The 16,374-nt window shown below is 56.6% G+C and carries 15 protein-coding genes; 7 read left to right on the forward strand and 8 right to left on the reverse strand.

Annotated features, from left to right (window positions below; translation table 11 throughout):
• Nucleotides 1-47: 47 nt before the first annotated feature.
• From tsr to flhD, 7 genes are all read right to left on the reverse strand, one after another.
• Complete coding sequence (tsr, locus tag ACMGGW_RS13510; protein WP_089195993.1) at nt 48-1,718, reverse strand: methyl-accepting chemotaxis protein; 1,671 nt, start codon at nt 1,716-1,718, stop codon at nt 48-50.
• Nucleotides 1,719-1,913: 195 nt separating this feature from the next.
• Nucleotides 1,914-2,414, reverse strand: a complete 501-nt coding sequence (cheW, locus tag ACMGGW_RS13515) for a chemotaxis protein CheW (RefSeq protein ID WP_025303271.1) — start codon at nt 2,412-2,414, stop codon at nt 1,914-1,916.
• 32 nt (nt 2,415-2,446) lie between these two features.
• Complete coding sequence (cheA, locus tag ACMGGW_RS13520) at nt 2,447-4,462, reverse strand: chemotaxis protein CheA (RefSeq protein WP_197832284.1); 2,016 nt, start codon at nt 4,460-4,462, stop codon at nt 2,447-2,449.
• Nucleotides 4,459-5,535, reverse strand: coding sequence for a flagellar motor protein MotB (gene motB / locus ACMGGW_RS13525; protein WP_197832285.1), 1,077 nt, complete (start codon nt 5,533-5,535; stop codon nt 4,459-4,461). Before motB ends, cheA begins: the two co-directional genes overlap by 4 nt.
• Nucleotides 5,532-6,422 (reverse strand): flagellar motor stator protein MotA, encoded by an 891-nt coding sequence (gene motA / locus ACMGGW_RS13530; protein WP_015378266.1) that lies wholly within the window; start codon nt 6,420-6,422, stop codon nt 5,532-5,534. Before motA ends, motB begins: the two co-directional genes overlap by 4 nt.
• A gap of 145 nt (nt 6,423-6,567) precedes the next feature.
• On the reverse strand, nt 6,568-7,152 hold the full coding sequence (gene flhC, locus ACMGGW_RS13535) for a flagellar transcriptional regulator FlhC (protein ID WP_016927281.1): 585 nt from the start codon (nt 7,150-7,152) through the stop codon (nt 6,568-6,570).
• Nucleotides 7,152-7,502, reverse strand: coding sequence for a flagellar transcriptional regulator FlhD (gene flhD, locus ACMGGW_RS13540; protein ID WP_004934891.1), 351 nt, complete (start codon nt 7,500-7,502; stop codon nt 7,152-7,154). The genes flhC and flhD overlap by 1 nt, the downstream gene beginning before the upstream one ends.
• A gap of 1,337 nt (nt 7,503-8,839) precedes the next feature.
• On the opposite strand from flhD, the gene ydgT reads away from it, so the two are divergent.
• From ydgT to ACMGGW_RS13555, 3 genes are all read left to right on the forward strand, one after another.
• Nucleotides 8,840-9,055 carry a transcription modulator YdgT gene (gene ydgT / locus ACMGGW_RS13545; protein ID WP_025303274.1) on the forward strand — a complete coding sequence of 72 codons (216 nt, stop codon included), beginning with the start codon at nt 8,840-8,842 and terminating at the stop codon, nt 9,053-9,055.
• Nucleotides 9,056-9,252: 197 nt separating this feature from the next.
• Entirely contained in the window at nt 9,253-9,672 is a 420-nt protein-coding gene (uspC, locus tag ACMGGW_RS13550; protein WP_025303275.1) for a universal stress protein UspC, read from the forward strand.
• 85 nt (nt 9,673-9,757) lie between these two features.
• Nucleotides 9,758-10,789, forward strand: a complete 1,032-nt coding sequence (locus ACMGGW_RS13555; protein WP_025303276.1) for an NADP-dependent oxidoreductase — start codon at nt 9,758-9,760, stop codon at nt 10,787-10,789.
• Nucleotides 10,790-10,823: 34 nt separating this feature from the next.
• Here the strand turns inward: ACMGGW_RS13555 and pcp are convergent, their stop codons facing one another.
• Complete coding sequence (gene pcp / locus ACMGGW_RS13560; RefSeq protein ID WP_025303277.1) at nt 10,824-11,471, reverse strand: pyroglutamyl-peptidase I; 648 nt, start codon at nt 11,469-11,471, stop codon at nt 10,824-10,826.
• A 97-nt stretch (nt 11,472-11,568) separates the two neighbouring features.
• Here pcp and ACMGGW_RS13565 point away from each other — a divergent pair, with 97 nt between their 5' ends.
• The 4 genes from ACMGGW_RS13565 to ACMGGW_RS13580 all read left to right on the forward strand — a co-directional run bounded on the left by ACMGGW_RS13565 (nt 11,569) and on the right by ACMGGW_RS13580 (nt 16,355).
• Nucleotides 11,569-12,501 carry a LysR family transcriptional regulator gene (locus tag ACMGGW_RS13565; RefSeq protein WP_025303278.1) on the forward strand — a complete coding sequence of 311 codons (933 nt, stop codon included), beginning with the start codon at nt 11,569-11,571 and terminating at the stop codon, nt 12,499-12,501.
• Nucleotides 12,502-13,013: 512 nt separating this feature from the next.
• Nucleotides 13,014-15,353 (forward strand): type VI secretion system Vgr family protein, encoded by a 2,340-nt coding sequence (locus ACMGGW_RS13570; protein ID WP_025303279.1) that lies wholly within the window; start codon nt 13,014-13,016, stop codon nt 15,351-15,353.
• A 10-nt stretch (nt 15,354-15,363) separates the two neighbouring features.
• Nucleotides 15,364-15,753 (forward strand): DUF3592 domain-containing protein, encoded by a 390-nt coding sequence (locus ACMGGW_RS13575; RefSeq protein ID WP_025303280.1) that lies wholly within the window; start codon nt 15,364-15,366, stop codon nt 15,751-15,753.
• A 101-nt stretch (nt 15,754-15,854) separates the two neighbouring features.
• Nucleotides 15,855-16,355, forward strand: coding sequence for a hypothetical protein (locus ACMGGW_RS13580; RefSeq protein WP_197832286.1), 501 nt, complete (start codon nt 15,855-15,857; stop codon nt 16,353-16,355).
• Nucleotides 16,356-16,374 lie beyond the last annotated feature (19 nt).

The raw sequence follows: 16,374 nt of genomic DNA on the forward strand, positions 1-16,374 counted from the left end.
CGGCCTACGTAGGGAAAAGGGCCCCTGCGAGAGAGGCCCGATACCGGTCAGAACGTTTCCCAGTTATCCTGCAGATCGCTGGCGTTCATTTTCTTATGATTGATTACCGGTGTTACCGTCGCCTTGTTGGTGACAGGCGCTTTAAACTCTTCCTGGCCTTCCGACCTCAGGCGGAATACCGCCACCGACTGGGTCAGCATGCTGGCCTGTTCTTCCAGCGCCGCCGCCGCCGAGGCGGATTCTTCCACCAACGAGGCGTTCTGCTGGGTGACGCGGTCCATTTCCGCTACCGCCTGGCCAACCTGATCGATACCGCGGCTCTGCTCGTCCGACGCCGAGGCGATTTCGCCCATGATGTCGGTCACGCGGGTGACGGCATTGACGATGTCGCCCATGGTTTCACCGGCGCTTTCGACCAGCACAGAGCCCATATCGACGCGGCTGACCGAATCTTCGATCAGGCCTTTGATCTCTTTCGCCGCCTGCGCGCTGCGCTGCGCCAGGTTACGCACTTCGCCGGCCACCACCGCGAAGCCGCGGCCCTGCTCGCCGGCACGCGCCGCTTCCACCGCGGCGTTCAACGCCAGGATGTTGGTCTGGAAGGCGATACCGTCGATCACGCCGGTGATATCGGCAATTTTCTGCGAGCTGCCGGCGATGTCATGCATGGTCTGCACCACGTTGGCCACAACCTTGCCGCCTTTCTGTGCGGTTTCGGAGGCGCTCAACGCCAGCTGTGAAGCCTGACGGGCGTTTTCGGCGTTCTGTTTCACCGTCGCGGTCAGCTGTTCCATGCTGGCGGCGGTCTCTTCCAGCGACGCGGCCTGCTGCTCGGTGCGGGAGGAGAGATCGTTGTTGCCCGCAGCGATTTCTGACGCGCCGCTGTAGATGGCATCCGCGCCCTGACGTACGCCGCTGACGGTTTCAATCAGTTCGCCTTGCATGTGTTTCAGGCTGGCCGCCAGCACGCCCATTTCGTTGCGGCTGTTGACGACGATTTGCTGAGTCAGGTCGCCGGCGGCGATCTGTTTGATGTGATCGATCATGCGGTTCAGCGGGCGCACCAGGATGTGATGGATACCGGTCCAGACCAGTACGATCACCGCCAGCACCACCACCAGGATCACGATCAGCGTCCAGATGGCCGAGTTATAGGAGCTGTTGCTGCCGTCGACTGCGATTTGATAGAGCTTGCCGTTTTGCTCCAGGTAAACGTTGTAGCTCTGCTCAAAGTTGTCCTGGTAGCTCTGCGTAGGCTGATCGAAGAAGGCGTTGATCTTGCCTTCGCCCAGCAGTTGGATCAGCTCGGAGAGCGCGCCGTACAGAATGTCGTATTGCTGTTTAACGCGTTCCGCCGACTGGGGGTCCTGACGCGGATCCTGCGGGATTTTTTCGTAAGCGGCATAGTGTCTTTCCGCTTCGCCCAGCTCTTCTTTCGCCTTGGCCAGCAGTTCATCAATGGTGGCGCCGCTGCCGATCTTGTTGGTATCCATCATGTAGCGAATACCGGCACGGTTCAGGGAGTTGCGCGCCTGCAGCAGGTCAACGCGGCTTTCACTCAGCTGCAGCTGCTGCTGGCGGATAGTTTGCAGGACGGTAAAGTTTTCCTTATCGCTTTTCAGCGAGGAGAAAAAGAGTCCGCCCGAAATCAACTGCAAGGCGCCAAACAGCACCAACACCAGCAACAGGCTGGTGACCACCTTCATACGATTTAACATGATTTCCCTTGTTGAAGCCCGCGCAGACAGGCTCTGATGACGTTGAATGTGAGAGTTATCGGCGCCGCGCGGCAAAACTTTATGCGGGAAAGTAACTATTTTTAGTGGGGGTTACTGGTACGGTCTGCGGCATCGCGACAGGTCAGGAAGAGTGATGGATGAAGGGAGCAGCGCCCTGCCCCCTGGGATCATGAATCAGACGCTTTTCGCCACGCTGTCGACCAGCGACATCTCTTCGCTGCTCAGCAGCTTTTCGATATCCACCAGGATCAACATGCGCTCGCCCAGCGAACCGAGGCCGGTCAGGTATTCAGTCGCCAGCGTCACCGCGAACTCCGGCGCCGGACGGATCTGCTCGGCGGTCAATGACAGCACGTCGGAGACGCCGTCAACCACGATGCCCACCACGCGCTGGCCAAAGTTCAGTACGATCACCACGGTGTTCTCATCGTAAGACACGCTTTGCTGCGAGAATTTCACCCGCAGATCGATGATCGGGACGATCACGCCGCGCAGGTTAGTGACCCCCTTGATGAACGCCGGGGTGTTGGCGATGCGGGTCACCTGATCGTAGCCGCGAATTTCCTGCACCTTGAGGATATCGATGCCGTACTCCTCGTTGCCCAGGGTGAAAATCAGAAACTCTTGCCCTACCGTTTCGCCAGCCAATTTGCTGACGGCTGCCAATCCTGCCATATCATTCACCTTTTAAATCAATAAACTCATTATTATGCGGCGGCGTCCGTCAGACGCTTTTCACGGTTCAAGGTTTGCAACGCCGAGACATCGACGATCAAGGCTACGCTGCCGTCGCCCAAAATGGTCGCGGCGGAGATGCCCGGCACTTTGCGGTAGTTGCTTTCCAGATTCTTCACCACCACCTGATGCTGGCCGATCAGCTGATCCACCAGCAGCGCATAGCGGCGGCCGGCGCTTTGCAGGATAACGACGATGCCCTGCGTGGCGTCGGTTTTGGCGCCTTCCACTTCAAATACCCGATACAGCTCCACCAGCGGCAGGTATTCGCCGCGCACCTGCAGCACGCGTTCGCCGCCGGCCAGCGGGTGCAAGTCTTCCGCCTGCGGCTGCAGCGATTCCATCACCGCGTTCAGCGGCAGGATAAAGACTTCGTCGTTCACTTTGACCGACATGCCGTCAAGGATCGCCAGCGTCAACGGCAGCAGGATGCGGATGGTGGTGCCCTTACCGGCCTGTGAACGGATCTCGACGTGGCCGCCCATCTCCTGAATATTCCGTTTCACCACGTCCATGCCGACGCCACGGCCGGAAACGTCGGTCACCTGCTCGGCGGTAGAGAAGCCCGGAGCAAAGATCAGCATGCCGACCTCTTCGTCGCTCATGCTGTCGCTCACCGCCAGCCCTTGCGACGCGGCCTTGGCGAGAATTTTTTCGCGGTTCAGGCCGGCGCCATCGTCGATGACCTCAATACAGATGTTGCCACCCTGATGTTCGGCCGACAGCACCAGATTGCCCACCGCCGATTTACCGGCGGCGATGCGGGTGGCCGGTTCTTCGATACCGTGATCGAGGCTGTTGCGCACCAGGTGCGTCAACGGATCGATAATCCGTTCGATCAGGCTCTTGTCCAGTTCGGTGGAGCTGCCCTGCAGCGTCAGTTCCACCTGTTTGTTCAGCTTGCCGGCCAAATCGCGCACCAGGCGCGGGTAGCGGCTGAAGACATATTCCATCGGCATCATGCGGATCGACATGACCGACTCTTGAAGATCGCGCGCGTTACGCTCCAGCTGGCTCATGCTGTTCAGCAGATCGCCGTGGTTCACCGGATCCAGCGTGCCGGAGCGTTGCGCCAGCATCGACTGGGTGATCACCAGCTCGCCCACCAGGTTGATCAGCTGATCCACCTTTTCCACCGCCACGCGAATGCTGGTGGATTCGCTCGCCTTGGCGCGCGCTTTCGGCGCTTCCGCCGCTGCGGCCGCCGGTTTGGCGGCAGGCGGCACGGCGCTGGCGACCGGCGCAGGTTCCGGCACGGCGACCGCTTCCGGTAAGTTCGCCTCCGCGACGGCCGGCACGCTTTGCGTCGGCGTCGAGAAGCTGATTTGTTCCGGTTCCAGCACGAAGCACAGCACGGCGCTGATGTCGTCTTCGCTGGCGGAGGTGAGCAACGTCACGTCCAGACTGTGTTCCGTCTGATGCGGGTCTTTAACCTCGCCGAGGTTACCCAGCTCTTCCAACATCAAGGGGATTTCACTGGCTTTTAGCCCGTTCAGGCTGATGCGCATGCCGCCTTCGATCGCCGCCGGCGCGGCTGCGTGCTGAACAACGGGCTGCTGAACGGCCGGTTGAACCGCGGGTGCCTCCTGCTGCTGTTGCGCTTCCAACGCCAGCTGGCGCAGCGCCTGGCAAATGTATTCAAAGCTTTCGGCGTCAGGCTGTTGCGAGGTTTTATAGGCGTCCAGTTGCTCCTGCATAATGTCTTTGGTTTCCAGAAACAGGTTGATAATCTCGGTGCTCAGGCTCATTTCCTGGCGTCTTGCACCGTCCAGCAGGTTCTCCAGCAGGTGGGTAGTTTCCTGCAGCACCGAAAAGCCAAAGGTCGCCGCACCGCCCTTGATCGAGTGTGCCGCGCGGAAGATGGCGTTCAACGGCTCGATATCGGGGGCCAGCGGATCCAGCTCCAGCAGGTGTTGCTCCATGTCGGCCAGCAACTCGTCCGCCTCATCAAAGAAGGTCTGATAAAAATCGCTAATGTCCATGCTCACGGGGTCACCTCTGGCTGTGAGTCGCGGTTAGTCGGTGCGGGCGCAGCCGCCGATTGTTCCGGCGTTTGGCCGGCCGGGGCTATCGCCGGGGATGTCTGCGATTGGGCGACAGGGTCCATCGCCGGCGGCGTCGCTTGATCGGTCGGCGTTACCGCCTGGGGTTCCGGCGTTTGGCTGGCCGGCGCAGTCGCCGACGGCGCCAGCTGCTTCAGGCTATCCGGCTGGGCGATATCCATCGCGTTACTTTCGGCATTTTCGTGTTCGATGCCCTCTTGCGTTTGCTTGTTCAGCACCAGCACGGTGATACGACGGTTGATCGCATCATCGGCGCCGTGCTGTTTCAGGCTCATGGTGGCCGCCATGCCCACCACCCGCAGCACCTTGCCTTCCGCCAGGCCGCCGGCAATCAGCTCGCGTCGGGAGGCGTTGGCGCGATCGGCCGACAGTTCCCAGTTGCTGTAGCCGCGCTCGCCGGTGGCGTAAGGGATATCATCGGTGTGGCCGGACAGGCTGATCTTGTTCGGCAGGTCGTTGAGGATCGGCGCTATCGCCCGCAGAATATCGCGCATATAACTCTCGACCTGCGCGCTGCCGGTTTTGAACATCGGCCGGTTCTGGCTATCGATAATCTGAATGCGCAGCCCCTCATCCATCATGTTGATCAACAGATGCGGACGCAGCGCCTTCAGGCGCGGATCGGACTCAATCAACTCATCCAGCTTTTCGCGCAGCTTGTTCAGGCGCAGCTCTTCGGCGCGCGAGTCCGGTGAGTCGACCTGCTTTCTCACCAGGCCATGCTGTTGCGTAGGATCGTCGCCGCCGCCCGGGATTGGGCTGCTTTCGGAACTGCTCTTGTCGCCGCTGGTCAGGGCAACCTTGAGCGGCGTGCGGAAATATTCGGCGATTTGCGTCAGCTCCTGCGGGCTGGCGATCGCCAGCAGCCACATCACCAGGAAGAACGCCATCATCGCCGTCATAAAGTCGGCATAAGCGATCTTCCAGGAGCCGCCGTGATGGGCGGCATGATGCGACTTGCGCTTTCTGACCAGAACGACCGGATGATTCTGTTTCATGCTTCTTCTTCTTCCGTCGCCTGCTGCGCCGGCGCTTTCACGCGGCGCACGTGTTCTTCCAGCTCAACGAAAGAAGGACGTTCGGTGGTATACAGCGTTTTGCGGCCAAACTCGACCGCGATCTGCGGTGCGTATCCGTTCAGGCTCGACAGCAGCGTGACCTTGATGCACTGCATCATCTTGACGTTTTCGGCGCTCTTCTGGCGCAGCAACGTGGCCAGCGGCGAGATGAAGCCGTAGGCCAGCAGAATACCGAGGAAAGTACCAACCATGGCGTTAGCGATGAGCGCCCCCAGTTCCGCAGCCGGCCGATCGGCCGAAGCCAGGGCGTGTACCACCCCCATCACCGCCGCGACGATACCGAACGCAGGCAAGGAGTCACCCACCATCGCCAAACTGCCGGCGGGCACTTCGCTTTCCTGCTCGTAGGTTTCGATCTCTTCGTCCATCAGCGCTTCGATCTCGAACGCATTCATATTGCCGCTCACCATCAGCCGTAAATAGTCGGTAATGAACTCCACCAGGGTGTTATCGGCAAGGATGCGCGGATAATTAGAGAAAATTTCACTTTCTTGCGGATTATCGATGTCGAACTCGAGCGACAGCATGCCTTGCTGACGCGATTTGGCCAGCAGGCGGAACAACAGCGCCATCAGATCCATGTACAGATCTTTGTTGTATTTGGAACGGCGCATCAGCCGCGGCAGCGCGCGCAGCGTGGCCTTGATCGCCTTGCCGTTGTTGCCGACGATGAAAGCGCCGACACCCGCCCCGCCGATAATCAGAAACTCCGCCGGTTGGTATAACGCACCGAGATGACCGCCCACGATCAGGTAGCCGCCAAACACCGCACCCAATACCACGAGATAACCCAAAATAACTAGCACACGCATTCCTTAAATTAACAATGTGGATGGAAGGTGGGGCAAACGCGCCCTGGCGCGACAGACCAGGCTGCGTGTCTGGGGGCGGCATGCCGCCCCTGCGTATCACACGTCGGTATTCATTGCCGAGAGCCGGCAACGTGGCGGCTCAAATGGCGCGTTTGACCTGCTCGTCCAGCAGTTGAGGAATAATATCGGCCAGTTGCGGCGAAAGTTTACGTCTTTTTACGGCGCGGGATGGAGGTTGGCATAAACTGCAGATGAAACCATTCAGCGGCTGATGCGCATGAGTGATAAATGCGCCGCCGCAGCAGCTGCAGGCGGAGAGCTGCAACATGCCGCTATCGACGAAACGCACCAGCGTCCAGGCACGGGTCAGCGCCAGCAGCGGCGCCTCGCCGGCCTGCTGCGGGCACTGTTCCAGGTAGAGGCGATAGGCTTTGATCACCGCCTCCACTCCGCTGCACTGCCCGCTTTTCATCAGAAACAGGTAGGCGTTGTAAAACATCGACGAGTGAATATTTTGTTCCCAGGTCATAAACCAGTCGGTTGAGAACGGTAACATTCCTTTTGGCGGCGGGCTGCCGCGTAACTCCTTGTAAAGTTTAATCAAGCGCCCGCGGCTGAGCTGAGTTTCACTCTCCAGCATCTGCAGTCGGGCTCCCAGCGAAATCAGCTCCATAGCGAGCTGAATGTCCTTGGCTTCTTGAACGATACTTTTCTCAACCATCATCAGGCTCTTTTCTTCGTCGGGCTAGCGTCTTTACTCGATAGCTCTTGCAGTAAATGGCTTGATAGCAAAATGCCGGTATGGATTTGTTGCAGATCGTCGACGCGCGACTCTTTGGTCAGGCGTTCGATGGTCTGGCTTTCGTTAAAGCGGAAGTGGCAAACTAGCTGGTTGGTCTCGGCCAGTTTGACCATTTGCGGCAAAGTCAGCTGCGCCAGCGCATCGGCCATGGTTTCATCAATACCCAGGCGGAACATCGCAGACGCTTTTTCATCGTTGATCAAACGCTGTGCTAAAAGTAAATATGACAAATTGATGTCATAAATATGCTTAAGTAATTCAGACGTACCCATATTCCCCATCCCGACAGACTATGTTTAAAAACATACGCTGGGTGATAAATTTTATCGCCCGTGACTTGGGTTGTTTCCCAAAGTTGGCAAATTAATCTCTCAAAAACGACTGCTATAATTTTCTACAATCGCTAAATTCGACCACTGTTCAGTATTTGCTACGAGCGTAAACCTACGTGTATGGATGTACAGCATTCTGCTTCGATAGTGTTTAGTCACCATGAAACTATTTTTACAAATTTAATAAGATTATTCCTAAAGCAGCGCAACTCTACCCCCGAACCATTAGCACACACAATGTAAGTGAGAGGCAATTTTAAATACAATGTGACATAGATCACAAAAATAAAAAATAATTAAGCCAAATACCCCCAAATACGCTCACTTATTGACCGCCATTTTGTACACAAAACAACCATAGGTAAAAAAACGTCTTAAAAACAATGTTTATCCGCCAAAAAATTATCTTTTTTAGATCAATTCGAACAAAAGCATCACCAAACCAAAATAACAGAACAAAAATCTGTATATAGGCAACAAACTCAGTATAAATAACCATTTGAGTTACTAAAAAATATCCAAGCTGAAAAATAACCAGTGTAAACTATAAGGTTATTAGCTATCGGATTTGACTTAAGCCCCCAGCCTGAGGCTGTTTTAATTTTCAACATCAGGTGATTATGGCTTATCAATGATTCGCGGGCGTAGTGAACAAGCTCACAGACGTAACGATATGTTTCCGTATTAGCACGATGCAAGAATACTTTTTTTGCGTTAAATTCCGCCAAAACGATATATCGGCAGCACGCCATAAAACTTTAATGCTTTTTATTTCTTTTTTGTCGTCGTGATAATTTCCCCTCATCCCCAGATGATTATTTACATGGCTTACGATTTCATCCCCTTATGGTCATAAAATAAAACGCAGTTTTGTTTTACTCTTCATATTTCTCCATCGAGAAAAACGGCGTTTTAACGTCAGCGGCGGCGAAAAACACCACCCAATGCCGCGGCCGGGTGAAAAAATCACTGCAGAATGAGGCCTGGCACGGCAGCGCGTGCTTGTGCACAGCAGCGACGACGACGCGTCTGCCGTCAGCCGCCCTGAGACTTTCCCTATTTCTCCATTTATCAGCAGGATGAGATTGCTGACGGCGCACGGGCATATTATGATTTATCAAAGCGCCGCTACGGGCGGCGTGACATCATTACCCAGTGCAATTTATCTACTTGAAATGATTTTTGTCAGGTCGTACATCGCTACCTCGACGGCGTCGCCGTGAGCCGCCGATGTGTTATTCACCCGGCTTTAACTATTAACAGGCTATATTTTAATCATGACCGATACGCTCGAATATCTGCTGACATTCCGTAAATGCTCCTCTTTGGACAGCCTGGAGAAGGTGTACGACAAACTGAACTACTCCATTGAAAATGATACAGAAATGAGCAATATGTACCGCGCTGCCGACCACCGTCGCGCTGAGCTGGTTGCCGGTAAACTGTTCGATCTGGGCAAGGTGCCGAAAACGCTGTGGACGCAGGTGCTTTAATTCAGTGAAATTACGTGCGGCAACGGTTTTATCTTTTATTGCTATATAACCGGTGCAAATTCAGCTTTTATTGCCGCGCGTGATGCGAAACACATTTATTCCACCCGCCAGGTTCTACCCTTTATCCGACGCAAGACTTCCACCAAGGCCACCGATGCGGCAGCCTGAAACACGATGGATACAACAAGGAGTAGGATATGGGGTATCAAAACGTTCTGGTCACCGTTGCCGTTGCCCCTGACAGCCACCGTCTGGTGGAAAAGGCCGTCTCCATCGTCCGCCCTTACAGCGGCAGCATCACCTTGCTGAGCACGCTCGCCAACCCGGAAATGTACAATAATTTCGCCGGGCCAATGCTGGGCGATTTACGCACGTTGATGGAGGAGGAAACCCGGCTGTTTATGGAGGAACTGCGTCAACGCGCCGGTTACCCGATCGCCGATACGTTGATCGTGCACGGCGAGCTGGGTGATAGCCTGGAATACGCCAGCCGCCGTCAGCCGTTCGACCTGCTGCTCTGCGGCAACCATCGCGACGGCATGATGAATAAGGTCTCCTGTTCCGCCGCCCGCTTTATCAATATCAGCCATATCGACGTGCTGATCGTTCCGCTCTAAGGCTAAGCACATTCGGTAACGTTGCCTTGCCGCCCCTGGACTAGGCTTAACGAATCTTGTTTGTCGCAACGCAAAGGAGCTTTCGATGTCCCCTTCTCAACAGAACCGCCGCTTCCTGCTGGCTTCGCGTCCGCACGGCGAACCGACGGCGGCCAACTTCCGTCTCGATACCGTCCCCGCACCGCAGCCCGCCGCCGGGCAGCTGGTGCTGCGCACTGTTTATCTGTCGCTGGATCCTTATATGCGCGGGCGCATGAGCGATGCCCCCTCCTACGCGCCGCCGGTGGAGATCGGTCAGGTCATGGTGGGCGGTACGGTATCGCGCGTGGCGGCTTCACAGCATCCCGATTTCAACGTCGGCGATTGGGTGTTGGGTTATGACGGCTGGCAGGATTACGCCCTGTCTGACGGCAGCGGCCTGCGCAACCTAGGCCCGCACCTGCCGCATCCTTCCCGCCTGCTGGGCGTGCTGGGCATGCCGGGATTTACCGCTTACATGGGGTTGCTCGACATCGGCCAACCGCAGGCAGGTGAAACGCTGGTGGTCGCCGCCGCCAGCGGTGCGGTCGGTTCGGTGGTCGGCCAAATCGGGAAGCTGAAAGGCTGCCGCGTCGTCGGCGTCGCCGGCGGTGCGGAAAAATGCCGCTATGTGGTGGAAGAGTTGGGTTTCGACGCCTGTCTCGATCACCGCGCCCCTGACTTTGCCGAACAGCTGGCGGCCGCCTGCCCAAAAGGCATCGACATCTATTACGAAAACGTCGGTGGGGCGGTGTTCGACGCCGTGCTGCCGCTGTTGAACACCAAAGCACGCATTCCGGTGTGCGGCATCATCGCCCATTACAATGCCACCGGATTACCTGCGGGGCCGGACCGCTTGCCCCTGCTGGAAGGGCTGATCCTGCGCAAACGCATCCGCATGCAGGGCTTTATCATCTTCGACGACTACGGCTCACGCTTTGACGAATTCTTGCAACAAATGAGCAGTTGGGTCGAACAGGGGAAAATCAAGTTCCGCGAGGACATCGTTGATGGGCTGGAGCAGGCGCCGCAGGCGTTTATCGGCCTGCTGCAGGGCAAAAACTTCGGCAAACTGGTGATCCGCGTCGCCGACGAATAACCCGTAGCAGGGCGTGGTACACCACGCCCTGCTTTTAATGTACGGCGCCGTCGCCGAATCGCACATCTTCCTCTACCGTCAGCGTCACCTGTACGACCGTGCGCACCGCTTCCACCATCGTCGCCAGCGCCATGCTCGGCTTGCCCGGATGGGACGCCGCCAGTTCATGACTGTACGGAATATGTACGAATCCCCCCCTGACACTCACGTGCTGCGTCTCCAGATAGTGCCGCAGACCGTAAAAAATATGGTTGCAGTTATAGGTACCTGCCGTATAAGAGACCGCCGCCGGGATCCCCTGTCGGCGCAGCTGCTGCACTGCGGCCTTCACCGGCAACGTGCTAAAATACCCTACCGGCCCGCCCGCCACCACCGGTACGTCGATCGGCTGTTTACCGGCATTGTCGGGAATGCGGGCATCGATCAGATTGATGGCCACCCGTTCCAGCGAAATCTCGGCCCGGCCGCCGGCCAGGCCCAGACAAATCACCGCCAGCGGCTGCAGCGCCTCAATCGCCGCGATCAATTGCTGATTGGCCACGCCCAATACGCAGGGCAGCTCGAGCACCGCGATCTCCGCGCCGGCAATATGTTCACCGGCCAGCGCCTGCGCAATTTGCCAGGAAGGATTCACCGCATCGCCATCGAACGGCTCAATGCCGGTGACCAAGACTTTGTTCATCATTTCCCCTGATTGAAGGCTAAATTTGTGTGCTTTCAGCCTAAAGAACACAGTATGATTCTGGAAATGGATTATCTGTATATAGAGTATTCATAAAATGAATTTAGCCAGCGTCGATCTCAACTTGCTGGTGGTGTTTGAGGCGTTGTATCAGACGCGCAACGTCACCGCCGCAGGCCGGCGTCTAAACCGCGCTCAGCCCTCCGTCAGCAATGCATTGGCGCGGCTGCGCATTCTTCTCAACGATCCCCTGTTTGTGCGCAGCGGCGGCGGCATGTCACCCACGCCGCGCGCCCACCAATTGATGCCGCAAATACAGCAGGTGCTTGAACAGATCCATCTGGCGTTGGCCCCCCCTGCCCGTTTCGATCCGGCCACCGCCGGGCAGCGGCGTTTTACGCTGGCGGCCGGCGACTATGCCGATATCTTGCTGCTGCCCACCCTCATCAGCCGGTTGCGTCAGACCGCCCCCGGCATCGATATTCGCGTTTCGCGTCTGGATCGCCACAATATTTATCGGCAACTGGATCGCGGCGAGGTGGATATCGCGCTGGGAGGACATCTTTCCGGTGCGGAAAGCCACTATGTGCGCACGTTGTTTGAAGAGCACCTGGTGTGTATCGCCAGCCGTTCACACCCCCAGCTGGCGGATGGCCGCTGGGATCTGGCACGCTACCTCAGCCTGCCGCATGGGCTGTACGCACCGGCAGACGATGGCTCTGCCAGAGGGCTGGTCGACCGGCGTCTGGCGGAAATCGGCGGTCAGCGGCGAGTCGCCGTGACCTTTTCACATATTGCCGCTCTGCCGGCCGTGGTCGCCGACAGCGATCTGATCGCCACGCTGGCCGCCAGCGCGGCCCGGCATTTTTCCGATCCGCAACGCGTACGCATTCTCCCGCTGCCTGACGAGTTGGCCATCGCGCCTTTCCCCATTGAGCTGATCGCCGGCCGGCAGGCGCAACGCGACCCGGCTTTAATCTGGCTCTGCGAGCTGGTAGGTCAACTCTCCTTCGACTCCTCTCCACGTTAACGACGGCATTCGCTGCATTTTCAACCGTTCAAACGCATGTTCCCAGGCCCGTCGGTGGGCCCTGGGACGCCCACCAAATAGGAATCATCCGAATTAACATTCGCCAAATTTATATATTTGATCATCTTTAACTGGCAAATGGTAAGGATAAAAAACAGTCAGCGACTTTTTTTACGTAAAAAAAGAGTTGTTTTATAAGCACGTTGACTTATGTGTTACACATTTATTCTTTGGTATTACCAATTTCCCAATAATTTGAGATAAAAAATGATTTGCTCGCATCTATATGTTTTAGATAATAAAAAACAAGATCGTGAGCAAGTTAACGAATTGAGCATTGATCCACAAGGCTATTTTGCAAATGCAGAGCTCTATTGTAGACTGCACAAATCGTGCCTTTGTGTAAACTTTGTTAAATCTTTCGTCAGTTCCTGTCTCTATTCGTGACAGATACGCCATCGGGATCGCGCGTCAATTCTCGTGCGGTAGCTATGCCTAAAGCGGGGAATAGTATGGATCGTCTTATCATTGCGCACACGCCCTTGCCCTCCCATCAGCTGTTGTTCAGAAGCCTTTCCGGCGAGGAAAAACTGGCCGGATTGTTCGAGTTCGACGTCGAGTTGCTCAGCCCCGACAATCGGCTCGATCTGAAAGCGCTGCTGGGACAAAAAATCACGCTGGAGCTGCGGGGCAATCCGTTGGCACCGCGTTATCTCAACGGCAATATCACGCGCATGACCCTCTCCGGCCGAGAAGCTGGCGGCAACCGTTACTATATCTACCGCGCCGTGCTGCGCCCCACGCTGTGGTATCTGACGCAAAACCGCGATTTTCGCATCCACCAGGAAAAAACCGTTCCCGACATCCTGACTCAGGTGCTGGGGCAGTATCAGGTGAAAATCGATAACCGCCTGAGTTACGACTACCGCATCTGGGGATACTGCGTGCAGTATCAGGAGAGCGATTTCGATTTCATCAGCCGTCTGATGGAACACGAAGGCATCTATTATTATTTCACGCACCAGCAAGACGGCCATACGCTGGTGCTGGCTGACGCGCCGGCGGCCCATCAGGAACTCGCCGGCTACGCCAGCATTCCCTACCAGCTCGCGGAAGGCGGCCTGGTGGAAAACAAGGACAGCATCAATAGCTGGAGCGTTTCTGACGCCATCACGCCCAGCCTCTATAGCCTGGATGACTACGATTTTCGTAAGCCGCGCGCGCGGTTGCTGGAGGCCCGGCAGAATCCCGCCTCGTTCGCGCAGGACAAAGCCGAGGTGTTCGACTGGCCCGGTCGCTATACCGATCACGCCCACGGCCAGTTTTACGTCAAGGTTCGCCAACAGGAGTTCGAAGCGCAGCACGAGCAGATGAGCGGCGAAGGCAATTCGCAGGGCATTGCGCCCGGCTACCGTTTTCAACTGACCCAGGCGCCGCGTATGGAAGACAACCGCGCCTACCTGGTGGTCAGCGCGCAGTACTTCATGCAGGAAAACAGCTACGCCAGCAACGATAATGATGTTGGCGAGCAGCGAACCGAATTTCAGGTCGTTCCGGCGGACATCAATTGGCGCCCGGCGCGCACCACGCCTTGGCCGAAAACCCACGGCCCGCAAACTGCCGAAGTAGTGGGCCCGGAAGGCGAAAGCATCTGGACCGATAAATATGGCCGGGTGAAACTCAAATTCCGTTGGGATCGCCACGGCAGCGGCAATGAAACCAGTTCCTGTTGGGTGCGCGTCTCGAGCGCCTGGGCCGGCTGGAAATACGGTGGGATCCAGATCCCGCGCGTGGGTGAGGAAGTGGTGGTCGACTTTATCAACGGCGATCCGGATCGCCCTATCATCACCGGCCGCGTTTACAACGAAGACAGCATGCCGCCGTGGGATCTGCCCGGCGACGCCACTAAAATGGGCTTTATGAGCCGCAGTAAAGGCGGCGGCGCCGACAACGCCAGCTTCCTGTTCCTGGAAGACTCGCCCGGCAACGAATCGTTCGACATGCATGCCGAACGCAACATGAACATGACGGTGGAAAACGACAAGAACGTCAATATTGACGGCAGTCGCACCACCACCATCGGGCGCCAGCAGGACGACACCGTCACCGGCGACGCCACGTTCCTGTACAAAGCGAAACGCACGACGACCGTCAATGGGCTGGACACCGCCAACCTGAACGCTCACCAGACGGTGAACATCAAAGGCGGCCGCGACCTGACGATTATCGACGGCGGCGATAAAATCGACATCACCGGCAATCAGTCTTTCAAGCTTGACGGCGCGCAGACGCAAAACATTACGCAAACCCAGCATGTCACGGTGAAAGGCAACCAGACCCTCGACATTACCGAAGGGCAACAGACCAGCACCATCAAGCAGGGGCAGACCGTCAACATCACCGCCGGCGGTCAGCACACCACCATTACTGCCGGCGGGCAAGTCCTGACGATTGAAGCGGGCGGCCAGACCGCTACCGTGACCGGGGATGTCACCGAAACCTATAATAATAACCAGAACACGACGATCACCGGCACGCTGACCATCAAGGCGAAAACCATTGATATCACCAGTGCGGACGGCGTCTCGGTACAAACGCCGAACTGGAAAGATAACTGCCACGGCTGGAAATGGGTGGCGACCGGGGCCAATTTTGCCTTCTACGGCTCCAATCTTTCGTTGACGGCGACCAGCCTTAAACACACGATGCTGGATATCTCGCATAACCCGCTGTCGATCAGCAAAACCAATTTCAAGCTCAGTAATGATCCCATGACGTTCACTCAGCTTGGCGCGCTGGTCACCAACGGTGCCTTACGATTGAGCACCAAGGCGCTGGCGATCTTCTTGTAAAGGGACTCCCATGTCGAAGGCCAAAAATGTTTTCACCGTTATCGGGTTGATTTTATTGGCTCCCATCCTCAGTCTGGTGGGTTTTTTCAAATTCATCACGGTCGATATCTGGGGTTATTTCAAACATATCGGTTCTTCCCTCAGCGTGATGGAGAACGGTATTTCCGCTTCCGGGCAAATCGTCAGCATTCGCCAGACCAACCTGTGGGACGGAAATCGGCCGGTCTGCGAAGTCGAAGTCAAGTACATCGCCCAAGACGGAAAAAACCATACGGCCGTGGCGAAAGGCCCGATCAGCGTCGTGGATCTGCCGCGTTATCAGCCGGGCCATTTCACCGCGATAAAGTACGATCCGAAGAACCCCAAAAAAGCGGTGATCGAAGAGCTTTCCCGGCTTTGAGCGAAAAGGATCCCTTCAATTACGCGATCCGATTTCAACGTTCTGCAAACGGCTTATCGTTCATCAGTTCGCTAAATCATCTTGCATAAGGAAGTGTCACGATGGGCGCGTTCATTGCCTTTTCGACGCAGGACAGCCTCTGGGGACAGATCCTGTTTACCGTCTTTGGCATCCTGGTCGGCTGCGTATTGCTCGCTGCGATCGGCAAAACCTTTTTGTCGGCAAGCCGAGCGGCCGCCTTACCCATGCGGTTGCTGATCTTTGTCGCGCTGATGCTAGCGCTCCTGAAATACAATCAGCAGGTGATGTCTGCGGTGAATGCTCCCGCAGAGCTGATCGGGTTCCTGATTTTGCCCGGTTTTTTGATGCGTTACCTCGGTGCGGCGACACCCGGCAGACTGACGCTGGCGATAGAGCTGCCCTGTTTTGCGGCGCTCGTCGCGCTGCTGGTTCTGAGCACCGCCGGCGTCGGATTTTTTGCGCCCTATCACCTGGAGAGCACCGGCCAATTTACCGCCAAGGCGATCGCCGCGTCATTGTCCGTCGCCGCCGTGCTGCTGGTTCGCGGAATAAACGGGAAGGACAACGCACTGTCCTCTTGATCATCCATTTCGAAGTGGG

The sequence above is a fragment of the Serratia sp. BNK-4 genome (assembly GCF_048685115.1).
GTDB lineage: Bacteria > Pseudomonadota > Gammaproteobacteria > Enterobacterales > Enterobacteriaceae > Serratia > Serratia bockelmannii.